This is a genomic window from Arthrobacter sp. efr-133-R2A-63, from assembly GCF_030209795.1.
Taxonomy (GTDB): domain Bacteria; phylum Actinomycetota; class Actinomycetes; order Actinomycetales; family Micrococcaceae; genus Arthrobacter; species Arthrobacter bambusae_A.
On record NZ_JARVRG010000024.1, the window covers coordinates 204673 to 219675 of the forward strand.

16 protein-coding genes are annotated in these 15003 nt (G+C 65.1%); 14 read left to right on the plus strand and 2 right to left on the minus strand.

The features are described from left to right. The first annotated feature begins 218 nt into the window (after nucleotides 1-218). Together hflX and QRN45_RS13640 are read left to right on the plus strand one after the other, a co-directional pair. Nucleotides 219-1781 (plus strand): GTPase HflX, encoded by a 1563-nt coding sequence (hflX, locus tag QRN45_RS13635; protein WP_284763704.1) that lies wholly within the window; start codon nucleotides 219-221, stop codon nucleotides 1779-1781. After that, nucleotides 1774-3837 carry an ATP-dependent DNA helicase gene (locus QRN45_RS13640; RefSeq protein ID WP_284763705.1) on the plus strand — a complete coding sequence of 688 codons (2064 nt, stop codon included), beginning with the start codon at nucleotides 1774-1776 and terminating at the stop codon, nucleotides 3835-3837. The genes hflX and QRN45_RS13640 overlap by 8 nt, the downstream gene beginning before the upstream one ends. Nucleotides 3838-3875: 38 nt before the next feature. On the opposite strand, the gene lexA is transcribed toward QRN45_RS13640, so the two are convergent. Further along, a complete protein-coding gene (lexA, locus tag QRN45_RS13645) occupies nucleotides 3876-4625 on the minus strand; it encodes a transcriptional repressor LexA (protein WP_078105743.1) in 750 nt (249 codons plus the stop codon). Between the two features lie 358 nt (nucleotides 4626-4983). On the opposite strand from lexA, the gene QRN45_RS13650 reads away from it, so the two are divergent. The 8 genes from QRN45_RS13650 (at nucleotide 4984) to QRN45_RS13685 (ending at nucleotide 11224) form a co-directional block, all read left to right on the plus strand. After that, a complete protein-coding gene (locus tag QRN45_RS13650) occupies nucleotides 4984-5343 on the plus strand; it encodes a LysM peptidoglycan-binding domain-containing protein (RefSeq protein WP_264637675.1) in 360 nt (119 codons plus the stop codon). Nucleotides 5344-5434: 91 nt separating this feature from the next. Next, nucleotides 5435-6553, plus strand: coding sequence for a histidinol-phosphate transaminase (locus tag QRN45_RS13655; RefSeq protein WP_284763706.1), 1119 nt, complete (start codon nucleotides 5435-5437; stop codon nucleotides 6551-6553). Between the two features lie 43 nt (nucleotides 6554-6596). After that, entirely contained in the window at nucleotides 6597-7223 is a 627-nt protein-coding gene (hisB, locus tag QRN45_RS13660; protein ID WP_078105662.1) for an imidazoleglycerol-phosphate dehydratase HisB, read from the plus strand. Continuing rightward, nucleotides 7220-7975 (plus strand): imidazole glycerol phosphate synthase subunit HisH, encoded by a 756-nt coding sequence (gene hisH, locus QRN45_RS13665; RefSeq protein ID WP_284763707.1) that lies wholly within the window; start codon nucleotides 7220-7222, stop codon nucleotides 7973-7975. The genes hisB and hisH overlap by 4 nt, the downstream gene beginning before the upstream one ends. A gap of 1 nt (nucleotide 7976) precedes the next feature. Beyond that, complete coding sequence (locus tag QRN45_RS13670) at nucleotides 7977-8135, plus strand: CG2302 family histidine operon protein (RefSeq protein ID WP_171983385.1); 159 nt, start codon at nucleotides 7977-7979, stop codon at nucleotides 8133-8135. 47 nt (nucleotides 8136-8182) lie between these two features. Further along, the gene (priA, locus tag QRN45_RS13675; protein ID WP_078105660.1) at nucleotides 8183-8929 is read left to right on the plus strand and encodes a bifunctional 1-(5-phosphoribosyl)-5-((5-phosphoribosylamino)methylideneamino)imidazole-4-carboxamide isomerase/phosphoribosylanthranilate isomerase PriA; all 747 of its coding nucleotides are present in this window, start codon (nucleotides 8183-8185) and stop codon (nucleotides 8927-8929) included. Continuing rightward, entirely contained in the window at nucleotides 8929-9831 is a 903-nt protein-coding gene (locus tag QRN45_RS13680; RefSeq protein WP_284763708.1) for an SseB family protein, read from the plus strand. Before priA ends, QRN45_RS13680 begins: the two co-directional genes overlap by 1 nt. 58 nt (nucleotides 9832-9889) lie before the next feature. Further along, entirely contained in the window at nucleotides 9890-11224 is a 1335-nt protein-coding gene (locus QRN45_RS13685; RefSeq protein WP_264637679.1) for an MFS transporter, read from the plus strand. Between the two features lie 83 nt (nucleotides 11225-11307). Here QRN45_RS13685 and QRN45_RS13690 read toward each other — a convergent pair whose 3' ends face one another. Further along, the gene (locus QRN45_RS13690; RefSeq protein ID WP_078105657.1) at nucleotides 11308-11694 is read right to left on the minus strand and encodes a DUF1844 domain-containing protein; all 387 of its coding nucleotides are present in this window, start codon (nucleotides 11692-11694) and stop codon (nucleotides 11308-11310) included. Nucleotides 11695-12070: 376 nt separating this feature from the next. Between QRN45_RS13690 and infC the strand changes: the two genes are divergently transcribed. From infC to QRN45_RS13710, 4 genes are all read left to right on the plus strand, one after another. Then, nucleotides 12071-13093 carry a translation initiation factor IF-3 gene (gene infC, locus QRN45_RS13695; protein ID WP_502870718.1) on the plus strand — a complete coding sequence of 341 codons (1023 nt, stop codon included), beginning with the start codon at nucleotides 12071-12073 and terminating at the stop codon, nucleotides 13091-13093. A gap of 117 nt (nucleotides 13094-13210) precedes the next feature. Beyond that, nucleotides 13211-13405: a 50S ribosomal protein L35 gene (gene rpmI, locus QRN45_RS13700; RefSeq protein ID WP_059387794.1), complete on the plus strand. Its 195-nt coding sequence runs from the start codon at nucleotides 13211-13213 to the stop codon at nucleotides 13403-13405. 117 nt (nucleotides 13406-13522) lie between these two features. Then, nucleotides 13523-14053 (plus strand): 50S ribosomal protein L20, encoded by a 531-nt coding sequence (gene rplT, locus QRN45_RS13705; RefSeq protein ID WP_284763712.1) that lies wholly within the window; start codon nucleotides 13523-13525, stop codon nucleotides 14051-14053. Between the two features lie 53 nt (nucleotides 14054-14106). Further along, complete coding sequence (locus QRN45_RS13710) at nucleotides 14107-15003, plus strand: TrmH family RNA methyltransferase (protein ID WP_284763714.1); 897 nt, start codon at nucleotides 14107-14109, stop codon at nucleotides 15001-15003.

Consider the following 15003-nt stretch of genomic DNA (forward strand, 5'->3'; position numbering starts at 1 on the left):
TTGGCATGTCCATTCCAGACGCTGTTCTTGACGCCTGGACACTCAGCAGATCGGCCCCCTTCCGCCCTTGGGAACTGTGCACGCACTCCGCGCAGCCCCTCCGGAGGGATACCCGGACCATCGGCAGGGGCTTGCCAGGCATCAGCCCTGCGCGAATTCCGCGCCATAAGAGACGAATCGGCACTATTCTGGAAATGCCGAACCCCCTAAAGGAGACCATGACCACGCAGAAGAACACCGGACCCGATTCCGACGCCCAGGACATGAGTCCTGAAGAAATCCAGGCTGTCATCGACCGGATTCTCTCCAAGGACGCACCTGCCATGGTGCAGGACCGCGACGAACCCCGGGGCGTGTTTGGCAAGGCCCAGGCGATTTCCCGCCTGGACGATGAACACAGCATCTACGACGGCGACCAAGAGGACCTGGCCGAGCGCCGGGCCTTGCGCCGCACCGCGGGCCTGTCCACGGAACTGGAAGATGTCACCGAGGTCGAATACCGGCAGCTGCGCCTTGAGCGAGTCGTGCTGGCAGGCCTCTGGACCGAAGGCACCCTGGCCGACGCCGAGAATTCGCTCAGGGAACTTGCCGCTTTGGCCGAAACGGCCGGCTCGGAAGTCTTGGACGGCATCGTCCAGCGCCGCATGAAGCCGGACCCCGGCACGTTCCTTGGCTCAGGCAAAGCCTTGGAGCTCAAGGACATCGTGATGTCCACCGGCGCGGACACCGTAGTGGTCGACGCCGAACTGGCGCCGTCCCAGCGGCGCGGCCTTGAGGACATCGTCAAGGTCAAGGTAGTGGACCGCACCACGTTGATCCTCGACATCTTCGCGCAGCATGCCAAGAGCCGCGAGGGCAAGGCCCAGGTGGAGCTGGCGCAGCTGGAATACCTGTTGCCGCGCCTGCGTGGTTGGGGCGATTCCATGTCCCGCCAGGCCGGTGGCCAGGTGGGCGGCGCCGGCGCCGGCATGGGTTCGCGTGGTCCTGGTGAAACCAAGATTGAGCTGGACCGCCGTCGAATCCGCACACGCATGGCCAAGCTTCGCCGTGAAATCGCGGCGATGAAGCCCTCGCGCGAGACCAAGCGGGCCAACCGCCGTCGTAATGCCGTTCCTTCGGTTGCCATCGCCGGTTACACGAACGCCGGAAAGTCGTCGCTGCTCAACCGCCTGACCGACGCCGGTGTCCTCGTGGAGAACGCGTTGTTCGCCACCTTGGATCCCACGGTCCGCAAAGCCCAGACGCCTGACGGGATCGGCTACACGCTCTCGGACACCGTCGGCTTTGTGCGTTCCTTGCCCACCCAGCTCGTGGAGGCTTTCCGTTCCACGCTGGAAGAGGTGGCCGACGCCGATCTGATCCTCCACGTGGTGGACGTTTCGCATCCCGATCCGGAAGGCCAGATCGCCGCCGTCCGCACGGTGTTCAGCGAAGTGGATGCGCGGAAGATCCCGGAAATCATTGTCCTGAACAAGGCGGACGCCGCGGATCCGTTCGTCATTGAGCGGCTTAAGCAGAAAGAGCCACGCCACGTCGTCGTGTCCACGCGCACAGGGCAGGGTATCGCGGAGCTCCTTGGAGCCATCAGCGAGGCCATTCCGCGCCCCGGCGTGCGCCTTGAGGTCCTGATTCCGTACAACCGCGGCGAGCTCATCAACAAGCTGCACAACACCGACGCCGAAATCCTCAGCCTCGAGCATGAGGAGGAAGGCACCCGCGTGGTGGCCATGGTCCATGAGAACCTCGCCGCCGAGTTGGAGTCGTTCGTCAGCAATGGTTGATCCAGAGGCGGGGGAGCGCGGCGAGACCGTGGGGGAGCGGATCGCCCTCGAACTCCTGGACAAAGCCGTTGCCGGCATGGGCGGGCAAAACCGCACGGGCCAGCACCAGATGGCCAGGCAGGTGGCGCGGGCGATCGAGACCGGCGAACATCTCCTGGTCCAGGCGGGCACGGGCACGGGCAAGTCCCTCGCGTACCTGATTCCGCTCATTGCGCACGCGATGGAAAGCAACAAGCCCACGCTGGTGTCCACGGCTACCCTTGCCCTGCAGACGCAGATCGTGGGCCGGGACCTGCCCCGCCTCCTGGAAACCATCAATCCGGAGCTGGAACGTCCGGTCAGCATCGCCCTGGTCAAGGGCCGGGCCAACTATGTGTGCCTGCACAAGCTGGAGGGCGGTTTCCCGAGCGAGGAGCCCGCCGAGGGGCAGTTGTTCTCCCTCGGCGAGGACACCAGCGTCCCGCATCTCGCCGCAGCCATCGGCGGGCCGGCCTCGCAGCTCGGCAAGGAAGTCCTGCGGCTGCGCGAGTGGGCCGGGAAGACCACCACAGGGGACCGCGACGAACTCATGCCGGGTGTGACAGACCGGGCCTGGCGCCAAGTATCGGTCACGTCGATGGAATGCCTCGGCGCGCAGAAGTGTCCGATGGCGGAGGAGTGCTTCAGCGAGCTGTCCCGCCACCGTGCCGCGGAGTCCGACGTCGTGGTCACCAACCATGCCATGCTCGCCGTCAGCGCCTTCGAAGGCCTGGCCGTGCTGCCCGAGTACGACGTCGTAGTGGTTGACGAGGCCCACGAGCTCCAGGACCGCGTGACGGGAGCCGTGTCCGGACAGCTGTCGGTGGCGATGATCCATGCCGCGGCCTCGAGCGCCCGCAAACATACAGCCATCACCGTGGACGCGCTGAACGCCGCAGCCGACCGCCTGGAACTCGCGATCATCGGTGCGCCGTCCGGCCTCCTGCCCAACGGGCTCAATGATGAACAGCTGGATTGCGTGGACCAGCTCCGGGAAGCGTGCCGTGCGGCGCTTTCCGATTCGAAGGGGGATTCGTCCAACGCGGTCGACGGCGGACGCCAGCTCGCGCGCTCACGGCTCATGCTGATCCTTGAGTTGTGCGAACGGCTGCTCTCCGCCCGGGAAAACCGGGAAGTCGTGTGGTTGTCCCGGAACAGCACCTTCGATCCGCAGCAGGGCTACACGGCACCCGACGAGGATTCGCCGGCGCTCATCAACATCGCGCCGCTCAGCGTTGCCGGACGCCTCCGGGAAGGTCTCTTCGCAGGCCACACCGTGGTCTTGACCTCTGCCACCTTGGCCATTGGCTCTGCCTTCGAGGCTACCGCCGGCGGGCTTGGCCTGACTGGCCAAGGCGCCCCGAGCTGGACCGGCGTGGATGTCGGCTCGCCGTTCGACTATCCGAAGCAGGGCATGCTGTACGTCGCCAAGCACCTGCCCAAGCCTGGGCGCGGCACTTCGCCCGAGGCGCTCGACGAACTTGAAGAGCTCATCAAAGCCTCCCACGGCGGAGCCTTGTGCCTCTTTTCGTCCCGCCGTGCGGCGGAGGACGCCGCGGACGCGATGCGGTCGCGCCTGGACGTGGACATCCTGTGCCAAGGCGAATCGACCATGGCCGCGTTGGTCAGGCAGTTTGCCGAGGAAGAGGACACGTGCCTGTTCGGCACCATGTCCCTCTGGCAGGGCGTCGACGTTCCTGGCGGTTCCTGCCGGCTGGTCGTCATCGACCGGATCCCGTTCCCTCGTCCGGACGATCCCCTGATGACGGCACGATCCCGCGCGGTCGCGCAGGCCGGGGGCAACGGTTTCATGGCAGTGTCCGCGACGCACGCGGCCATCCGGCTGGCCCAGGGAGCAGGCCGCCTCATCCGCTCAACGGGGGACAAAGGCGTGGTGGCAGTACTGGATTCACGGCTTTCGACGGAACGCTACGGCAACTTCCTCCGGGCAGCTTTGCCGCCCTTCTGGCCCACGACGGACCGTTCAGTGGTGCGCGGTGCGCTCGAGCGGCTTTACGCCGAGTCGGCCAAGGCTTAAAGCGGGCGCGTCCGGGCTCGGGCGCGTCTGGGCGCGTCCTAGAGTGAGCGCAGCACCGAGACGACCTTGCCCATGATGGTGGCATGGTCACCCAGGATAGGCTCGTATTGCGTGTTCTGGGGGAGCAGCCATGTGTGGCCGTCGCGCTGACGGAAGGTCTTGACGGTGGCTTCGTCGTCCAGGAGCGCGGCCACGATGTCGCCGTTGAGTGCGTCGTTCTGCCGCCGTACCACCACCCAGTCGCCATCGCAGATAGCGGCGTCGATCATGGAATCACCGGCGACCTTCAGCATGAAGAGCTCGCCATGGCCAACCAGCTGGCGGGGCAGCGGGAGGACATCTTCAACGGTCTGGTCGGCCAGGATGGGTCCACCGGCAGCAATGCGCCCCACGAGGGGAACCATGGCCGTGTCGCTGGCACTCGCGAGCTCCGTGACGGCCAGGCCGCCCGCGCTCCGGAGTTTCGCCGGAGCCTCGACGCCGGGAATGACCGAGCCGCCGTCCAAGGTCAATGGCATGAGGACTTCCATCGCCCGCGGACGCTTGGGATCGCGGCGGAGATAGCCGAGCTTCTCAAGCTGTGACAACTGGTGCGTGACACTGGACAGGCTGGCCAAGCCAACCGTGTCCCCGATTTCGCGCATCGACGGCGGATAGCCATGATCGTTCACTGAACGCTGGATGGTCTCCAGGATTTTCTTCTGGCGGACGGTCAGGCTCTTGGGGGCCTTCTGTGGCTGCTGGCTCCGCGATGAGGCCGACCCGCTGCCAGTGGCTTTCGCTGCCATGTTCGCCAACGCCCTTCCGTTCCGCCCGTCCGCCGCTGAGGCGCTTCCCGGGACTGTCGGCCTGAAATGTCAGACCCTCCTGTTGCACTGATTCAGTGCTCGTTCCTTCACTCAAACGTAGGGCAGGCACAGGCGTTTATCAAACATTTGTTCTAGCGAGTCTCGACATCGTTCGTTGATAAGTGCTAAAAATGTCATAGCAAGGTTCGAATATGTGTTCTATAAAAGTGCTGCGGGATCCGGGTGTTCGTTCGAAGACATGGACGAACAATCGCCTCGCAAGCACTGACTGAAGGCAAGAATTGGCAGCCGCACCCAGAGATTCCGGAATGCGGCATTGTTCAGAAGGGCTCAGCTCATGTCCGCAATCACCATCACCCACACCCCAGGCCGCAGTGCGGCGCCGGGCAGGCTTCACCTGACACGCCGGGGCCGTATGGTCTTCTTCGGCCTCCCGGCAATGCTCGTGGTTGCAGCGCTGCTCAGTCTGGCGGGATTCCTGAATTCACCGGCCAAGGCTGCTGACTCCGTCGCCGAGCTACAGCCCACGTCCAGCACGAGTGTCACGGTTCAAATGGGCGAATCGTTGTGGGGGATTGCAGGGAAGGCGGCGCCTTCCCGGGATCCTCGCGATGTCGTAGCCGAGATTATCCAGCTGAACAACCTGCAGGACGGACGCATCGTACCGGGCCAGCAACTGTTCATTCCTGCCACCTGAGGGCACTTTCGTCCAGGGTGGCAGCCCGCCTGAACGGGCGCAGGGCCGTCACAGTTTCAGGGCATCCGCCGTGGCACCTTAAACTGTCATGGTGAGTGAGCAGCTTGAGCGACTTGACCGACTTCCCCTCCGGACCAACCTCCGCGGCCTGAGCCCGTATGGCGCGCCGCAGCTTGATGTCCCGATTTTGCTCAACGTCAACGAGAATACGCATGGCGTTCCGGCCGATGTCCAGGCGGCCATCACCGAAGCGGTGGCGGCAGTCGCGACCGGACTGAACCGCTATCCGGACCGTGAGTTCACTGAACTGCGCGAGGCCTTGGCGGAATACCTTGGCCACGACCTCGCTGCCGGGAATATCTGGGCGGCCAACGGCTCCAATGAAGTGCTGCAGCAGATCCTCCAGGTTTTCGGTGGCCCCGGACGGTCCGCGCTCGGGTTCCCTCCCACGTACTCCATGTACCCCCTGCTGGCCAGCGGCACCGACACCGCCTACATTGCGGGTGTTCGCGGCGATGACTACGGACTCGATGCAGCCTCGGCCGCCGCGCAGGTGCGCGAACTCAAACCGAACGTCGTGTTCCTTTGCTCGCCAAACAACCCCACCGGCACCGGACTTGGCCTGGATGTTGTCGAAGCCGTGTACGAGGCAGGCGAAGCAAGCCAGACAGTCGTGATCGTGGACGAGGCCTACCACGAGTTCGCCCACGATAATACGCCAAGCGCGCTGACGCTCCTCCCTGGCCGGGAGCGCCTGATCGTCTCCAGGACCATGAGCAAGGCCTTCGCCCTCGCCGGTGCACGCATCGGCTATATGGCCGCTGCCCCCGAGGTCGCCGACGCGATCCGCCTGGTCCGCCTTCCGTATCATCTCTCCGCCATCACCCAGGCGACTGCGCTGGCCGCACTCCGGCACCGCGAAGCCCTCATGGCCGACGTCGAAGACATCAAGATCCAGCGCGATCGCATTGTCTGCGAGTTGACCCGCATGGGCTTCACCCCGGCCGCCTCCGATTCGAACTATGTTTTCTTCGGCGGAATCGAAAACCCCCATGCCCTGTGGCAAGGCCTGCTGGAGCGTGGAGTCCTGATCCGCGACGTCGGCATACCGGGCCACCTCCGGGTGACGGCAGGCACGGAGCCGGAGACCACCGCCTTCCTTGAGGCGCTCGAAGCCTTGCTGGACGGCCAGGCTCCCTCACCGGCCTAGACTTGGACTAGCCCCACCACACCTTCCTCCTAAGGACATATCAATGAGCGAAAACGGCGCCAGCACGGCGGCCGCCCGGACAGCACGCATGGAACGCACCACCAGTGAGTCCTCCGTCCTGGTTGAAATCAACCTCGACGGCACGGGGGTCTCGGACATCAGCACCTCAGTGCCGTTCTATGACCACATGCTGACGGCGCTCTCCAAGCATTCGCTCATCGACATGACCGTCAAGGCGACGGGAGACACCCACATCGACGCCCACCACACGGTGGAGGACGTTGCGATCACCTTCGGCGAGGTCCTGCGCACCGCGTTGGGCAACAAAGCCGGTATCCGTCGCTTCGGCGAGGCTACGGTTCCGTTGGATGAAGCGTTGGCCCACGCCGTCGTCGACGTCTCCGGACGCCCTTACCTGGTCCACGGCGGTGAGCCCGCCGGCCAGGAATACCACCTGATCGGCGGACACTTCACCGGGTCGCTGACCCGCCACGTCTTTGAGGCCATTACCCTGCACGCCGGCATCTGCCTCCACATGAATGTCCTGGCCGGCCGGGATCCGCACCACATCGTCGAGGCCCAGTTCAAGGCATTCGCCCGTGCACTCCGTTCCGCCGTCGAGTCCGATCCCCGGGTCGAAGGCATTCCGTCCACCAAGGGTGCCCTGTGAGTACGCACATCCTCAAGGATGGCGCCGTGGTGGATCCGAAAGCCGCCAGCCGCATCGTCTCGCCTGAGGGCAAGCCGACCGTAACGGTCCTTGACTACGGCTCGGGCAATGTCCGCTCGGCAGTCCGCGCCCTTGAGCGTGCCGGTGCGGCAGTCACACTGAGCGCCAAGCCTGAAGACGTCCTGAACGCTGACGGGCTCCTGGTCCCCGGCGTCGGCGCCTTCGAAACAGTGATGCGCGAACTCAAGGCAGTCGACGCCATCCGGATGATCGGCCGGCGTGTTGCCGGGGGCAGGCCCGTCCTCGGTATCTGCGTCGGGCTCCAGGTGCTGTTCGAAGCCGGTGTCGAGCACGGAACCGAAGCCGAAGGCATGGGCGAGTGGCCGGGCAAGGTGGAGCTCCTGCCGGCGCCCGTTGTCCCGCACATGGGCTGGAACACGGTGGACGTGCCGGAAGGCTCGAAGCTGTTCGCCGGCGTCGAGCACGAACGGTTCTATTTCGTGCACTCGTACGGCGTGCAGAAGTGGGAATTCGACGTCGTCCAGCCGCGCATGGCCCCGCCGAAGGTAACCTGGTCCGAACACGGCGCCCCCTTCATCGCCGCCGTGGAAAACGGACCGTTGTGCGCCACGCAATTCCACCCCGAGAAGTCGGGCGACGCCGGAGCCCGGCTCCTGCGCAACTGGGTTGAGGGCCTGCGTCCACCGGCCAAGTCCCAACCGCACGCGAGCGAAGCCGAAGGAACTGCCTGATATGTGGTCCGTTATTCTCATGGGCACGGCCGGGCTGCTGGTCGGCGGCGGTATCTCCTTCCACCAGCAGAAACGCCCCGCCTGGGTTTCCGTTTCGTTCTACGTACTCGCCGGCCTTGCACTGCTGGCTGCCTATCTCTTCACCCTGGCCCCTAAATGACCCGGCCGGGCAACTGACGCCCGTCCCCACAAACACCGAGGACTTCAATGACCACCGCCTCCGAACTGCCAGTTCTGGAACTCCTGCCCGCCGTCGACATCGTGGACGGCCAGGCCGTCCGTCTCCTTCAGGGAGAAGCCGGTTCCGAGACAAGCTACGGCACCCCGTTGGAAGCAGCGCTGAACTGGCAGAACGCCGGAGCCGAGTGGGTGCACATGGTGGACCTCGACGCCGCCTTCGGCCGCGGCAACAACGCCGGCCTCATCACCGAGGTTGTTTCCCAGCTGAACGTCAAGGTGGAGTTGTCCGGCGGACTGCGCGACGATGAATCCCTTGAGCGCGCACTCGAGCTCGGCGTCGCCCGCGTGAACCTGGGAACCGCCGCGTTGGAGGACCCCGAGTGGACACGCCGGGCCATCGACCGCTTCGGTGACAAGATCGCCGTCGGGCTCGACGTCCGCGGCACAACGCTCGCAGGCCGGGGCTGGACCAAGGAAGGCGGGGATCTCTGGGAAGTGCTCGCCCGCCTTGAGGACGCCGGCTGCGCCCGCTACGTGGTCACCGACGTGACGAAAGACGGGACCCTGCAGGGTCCCAACGTCGAGCTGCTGCGCCAGATGGTGGAAAAGACCGGCAAACCTGTCATTGCGTCCGGCGGAATCTCGAGCCTGGAGGACCTGCGGGTGCTCCGCGAACTCGTGCCGCTCGGGGTCGAAGGAGCGATCGTCGGCAAGGCGCTGTACGCCGGGGCCTTCACCCTTCCGGAAGCCCTGGACGTCGCCGGGCGCCGCTGATGTCCCACGATCCACAGTCCCCGGCCGCTGACAAGGATTCGACTCCCGCGCCCCGGCAGTTGCCCGGGCACATCGCCGCGGCCCTCGCAGGTGCCGGGGGAGCAGTCGATTCCGCCGGCCAGCCCTGGGCGGGCCGGGATTTGAGCGGAGACGCCGCCAAGATCCACAACTTCGAAGACGACGACGGAACGGCCGACGCCGGGTACCTCGCCGCCGTCGCCGCCCTGCTCGCGGGTACCGGGAGCGAGGCCGGTGTGGTGGCTTCCCTGGCGACCGCCAGGGTCTTCGTTCCGGTCGTGGCCCAGCTTGCTGAGGAAGCAGGGGGCGTGGACGGCCTCCATGCCGACAAGCAGGCCGACATGGCGCTCGTGACACTGAAAGCGCCGGATGGCCGCACGGCCATGCCCGTGTTCACTTCGGCCGGCGCACTTGAGTCCTGGCACCCGCAGGCCCGTCCCGTCGCAGTCTACGCGGCCCGGGCAGCGCTGTCGGCTGTCTCGGAGGGAGCCCAGCTGCTCGTGCTCGACCCCGGTTCCGATGTGACCTTCGTTGTGCGACGGCCCGCCATGTGGTCGCTGGCGCAGCAACGTGACTGGACGCCGTCGTACCTTGATGATGAACTGGAGGCTGCTCTCAATTCCCTGGCAGGGGTGTACCCGGCCGTGCGGCGCCTGGAGGTGCGGCCGGGATCGGGAATGGCTTCGCGCACGGCTGACGGATCGGCCATGGCCGGCGGAGGACCCGGGCCCGAATTGCGCGTGGTGCTGTATCTCGAAGACGGCCTGGACGCCGCAGCGGTGCAGGACCTCGTCGCCGGGCTGAACGGGCGTTGGGCGCAGAATGAATTGTTCGCCGAGCGGGTTGACTCCATCGAAGTCAGCCTGCAGCGGGCGGCACAGTAGCCGGAGGCACAGGGGGAACGTCCTTGTCCTGCCCTCGGCAGAACAGGGGATGTAGCTCGTGAATTTCTCTCTCTACCGGGAGATGCTGTCCATCACGTCCGTGCGGCGTCTCCTCTTGGTGGGCATGGTGGCCCGCATACCGCACTCGGCAGCCGGGGTCCTGCTCACTTTGCACATCGTGCTCACCTTGGGCAAGGGATATGCCGCCGCCGGTGCTGCCGCCGCGGTCTTCACCATCGGCATCGCGATCGGCGCCCCGTGGCGGGGCCGGCGCGTGGACACCGTCGGGCTGCGCAAGGCGCTTATTCCTTCGGTGGTGTCGGAACTGGTGATTTGGTCCGTGGTGCCCCACGTCAGCTACGAATGGATCCTTCCGCTCGTCTTCGTCGGGGGCCTGCTGACGCTGCCGATCTTCAGCGTCATCCGGCAGTCCCTCGGTGTCCTGGTTGACGGTGAGCAACGGCGTTCCGCCTATGCCTTGGACTCCATAGGCACCGAAGTGGTCTTCATGATCGGCCCCGCGGTGGGCGCAGTTGTCGCTACCAGCGGCTTCACGGTCCTCGGCCTGACCATCGTCGGTGTGTGCACCTCAGCCGCCGGGCTGTTCTTGTTCTGGTTCAACCCGCCCACCCGCAGCGAAGTCGTCCTGGATGCCGGCCAGACGGCTGACCGGGATGCCGATGAGCTCCATGCGGCCGAAGCCGCCGTGGTGGCATCGGCGCCGGCCCATCTCCAGGAAGCCGCCTCCGAGATGGCTCCGACGGTTTTCCAGCCGTCCGGGCTGCGGGGAAGGATGGCCCGGAACTTCACGTGGTTCACCGCGGCAGTGGCCGCCGTGTTCGCCGTCGCCGCAGGATCAGGCATGGTGCTGAGCGGCACCGACGTCGGAATCGTCGCGGTGTTGCAGCGCGGCGGGCACGAGAGCCAGATCGGAATTGTCTTCTTCTTCTGGTGCGCCTCTTCGGTTGTCGGCGGGCTCATCTACGGCGCCATGCACCGGCCCGTTTCACCCATCCTCCTCCTGCTGGGCATGGCGGCACTGACCATTCCGATGGGCTTCGCCGGGGACACCTGGACCCTTGCATTGTTGTCGCTGCTCCCCGGCCTGCTCTGCGCGCCCGTGTTGTCCGCGGCATCGGAAAAGGTCGCCGACCTCGTGGACGAGGAACGGCGTGGAGAGGCAATGGGTTGGTATGGCTCGGCCCTTACGGCGGGGGTAGCCTTCGGTTCGCCGGTCGCGGGGCTCTTCATCGACGGAGTGGGGCCCTGGGCCGGCTTCGTCGCCATCGGGACGGCGGGAGTGATCCTGTGCCTGGCCGGGCTGTTCCTCCAGCTGCGTCGGCGCCGGAGCATGACCATCTCCCGCGCCGGCGCGGGAGATCCCGCCAGCTGAGTTTCGCCCAAGCGCGATAGTACGACGACGGCGGGCCGGCCAAAGGGGCCGGCCCGCCGTCGCGGTCGTACAGGTAGTCCGGATCAGTTGACCGGGCCGGTGAACTTTTCGCCCGGGCCCTTGCCCGGCTCGTCCGGTATCAAGGACGCCTCGCGGAACGCAAGCTGCAGGGAGCGGAGGCCGTCGCGCAAGGGGCCGGCGTGCTGCGAACCGATTTCCGGTGCTGCGGCGGTGACGAGTCCGGCCAAGGCGGTGATCAGTTTGCGGGCCTCGTCCAGGTCCTTGAGCTCCTCGGCCTCGGGATCGTCGGCCAAGCCCACCTTGACGGCTGCTGCGCTCATGAGGTGAACGGCGCCGGTGGTGATGACCTCAACAGCCGGAACTTCCGAAATGTCGCGGATCTGCTGGCCTACTCCGGCATCGGTGCCGGTGGGCTCGTGGTCGAGGGAATTGCTGTCTGAAGTGCTCATGCTGGTAAGCTTGTCACAGACCGACTGGAAGTTGCCATTTCCATGGCATATGCAGCGCTCGGCCACCCATCGTTAATGTGCGGTTGGTTGCCGATTTCTGTAGAATTGATTTTCAGTTTGCAAGCGGAGTTCTCTCCCACCCGCGTCAGCCGTTTCCCTTCGGGGATGTAAGTTGCCGGGTACTTGGTCGGACACCGTTCAAGGTCAACCTTGGATGGTGCGAATGCCCCCATTGAGGGGCTTATCCGATCTTCGAGGCCTTCGATTGCGCCAGCAATTGGGGGCCTTCTCTATTTGCCGGTGGAATACTCATCACAACAACAGGAGCTTTGACATTAGCGAGCCAAGAATCAATGAGCGTATCCGCGTCCCCGAGGTGCGTTTGGTCGGCCCTGCCGGCGAACAGGTTGGAATCGTCCGTATTGAGGACGCCCTGCGTCTGGCTGCCGAGGCTGACCTGGATCTCGTTGAAGTTGCACCGCAGGCGAAGCCTCCGGTGTGCAAGCTGATGGACTTCGGCAAGTACAAGTACGAAGCCGCTGTCAAAGCCCGTGAGGCCCGCAAGAACCAGACAAACACGGTTCTGAAGGAAATCCGCTTCCGCCTGAAGATCGACACCCACGACTATGAGACCAAGCGCGGCCACGCGCTTCGCTTCCTGGGTGCCGGTGACAAGGTAAAGGCCATGATCCAGTTCCGCGGACGTGAGCAGCAGCGCCCTGAAATGGGCATCCGTCTGTTGCAGCGCTTCGCTGAGGATGTTGCCGAAGTCGGCGTGATTGAGTCAAGCCCGCGTATCGATGGCCGCAACATGGTCATGGTGATCGGTCCGCTGAAGAACAAGGCTGAGGCCAAGGCCGAGGCCCGCCGCGCGGCGCAGCGTGCAGAAGCCAAAGCCCAGAATGAAGCCAAGGCTGCAGGCCGGATTGACGTTTCAGGCGAGGATGCTCCCTTGACCCAGTCACTCGCGGACTTGCTCCCGGCGGAACTCTTGACCCAGGCCGAGGAAACCGCCCCGGAGACCGTTGAAGCTGAGGCTGCTGAAGTCGAAGAGGCTCCGGTCGCTGAGGACAATGTTGTCGAAGAGGCCCCTGTGGTTGAAGCGGCTCCGGTTGTCGAAGAGGCCCCTGTGGCTGAAGCGGCTCCGGTTGTCGAAAAGGCTCCCGTAGTTGAGGCTGCCCCGGTTGCGGCGCCTGCGAAGGCACCGGCACCGGTCAAGGCTCCTCAGCCGGCAAAGGCTCCTGAGCAGGCCGCTCCGAAGCCCGTTGTGCCGGCTGCTCCCAAGCCTGCTGCCACACCAGTACCGAAACCGATGGCGAAGCCCGCGGTTCCGAAGCCTGCAGCTCGACCGGCAGCCCCCAAGGCCGCCCCGAAGCCAGCGGCGCGCAAGACCAACTAGTCACGCCGCAGGAGGCATCCCCTCCGCCCGGCACGAAAGCAGCAGCCGCCTCCTATGGGGTGGCTGCACGAAAGAACTGCAGACCCAGTCTGCGGACACGTAAGGAGATCGGTTCCCATGCCGAAGATGAAGACCCACAGTGGTGCTAAGAAGCGCTTCAAGCTGACCGGTACCGGCAAGCTGAAGCGTCAGCAGGCCAACCGCCGCCACTACCTGGAGCACAAGTCCTCCACCCTGACCCGTCGCCTTGCCGGCGACAAGATCGTCTTCAAGGGCGATGCCAAGGTCATCAAGAAGATGCTCGGCGTCTAAGTTCCAAGTTTTCTGGTTGCTGCCATCCGGTAGCTGCCGACTACACCAAAGCCTTCTCAGGCCGGCCGGGTTTCCGGCAGTAGCAGCTTGGGATAAGAATTTTGAAGGAGTACGCACGTGGCACGTGTGAAGCGGGCGGTAAACGCCCACAAGAAGCGTCGGGTTGTCCTTGAACGGGCCAAGGGTTACCGCGGTCAGCGGTCTCGCCTGTACCGCAAGGCTAAAGAGCAGCTGCTGCACTCGTTTGTGTACAGCTACGGCGACCGCCGCAAGAAGAAGGGCGACTTCCGTCGCCTCTGGATCCAGCGCATCAACGCTGCATCCCGCGCCAACGGGCTGACGTACAACCGCCTGATCCAGGGCCTGAAGGCCGCTGAGGTCGAGGTTGATCGCCGCATGCTGGCAGAGCTGGCCGTCTCCGACGCCAACGCTTTCGCCGCACTGGTCCAGGTTGCCAAGGATTCCTTGCCGGCCGACACCTCTGCTCCGGCCGCCAAAGCCGAGTCCGCTCCGAAGGCTGCCGCCAAGACTTCTGCGGCTACCAAGGCTGCTCCGGCAGTCAAGGCCTCCGTTTCCGACGAAGAGCCCGCTGCCAAGGCCCCCAAGGCCAAGGCTGCGAAGAAGCCGGCCGCTGAAGCTGCTGACTAGCACGCGTAGCCTCAGTTCATGGGACAGTGGCAACTGCCACTAATGTTCTGTATATGAACGAAACCGGGCGCCCGCAAGAACTTCCGATGTCCAACCCCCGAGCCGATCGGGTCAGGGATGTCGCAAAGCTTGCAGGGCGCCCGGTCCGTTTAAAACGCGGCCGGTTCCTCGCGGAAGGCCCCCAGGCTGTTCGTGAGGCGCTGGTCCTGCACCGGGAGCGGACCGCGGCGGGGGAGCCCGGCGTCGTCCACGAAGTCTTCGCGAGCGAAAGCTGCCTTGACCGGCTCCCTGAACTGGCCGGGCTCGCCGATGGCGTCGCATTGCGGCTCGCGAACGACGACGTCCTGGCCGCCATGGCGGACACTGTCAATCCCCAAGGGATTGTGGCCGTCTGCAGTTTTGTGGACGTCAGCCTTGAATCGGTGCTCGACGCCGGACCGCGGCTGATCGCCGTCATGTGCCAGGTGCGGGACCCCGGCAACGCTGGAACAGTCCTTCGGGCCGCCGATGCCGCGGGCGCGGATGCGGTCGTCTTGACGGCCTCCAGCGTTGACATCTACAACCCGAAGGCCGTCCGGTCCACGGCAGGTTCGCTCTTCCACCTGCCCGTTGTCCTGGGTGCGGACGTCGAGGAACTCGTGGCCCTCTGCAAGGAACGCGGTATCGGAATCCTCGCCGCGGACGGTTACGGCACCCTCAACCTGGACAAACTCCAGGATGAGAACGCGGCACGCCGTCTGGGAGCGTCGGCAGCCCTTTCCGCTTACGCACTCGAAGCACCAACGGCCTGGCTGTTCGGTAACGAGGCGCAAGGGCTTTCAGAGTCGGAACTGGCGCTTGCGGACCATCGCGTCGCCGTGCCGGTTTACGGTTCGGCGGAAAGCTTGAACCTCGGCACAGCTGCCACTGTCTGTCTTTACGCCAGCGCACGCTCCCAGCAGGGGGCCTGA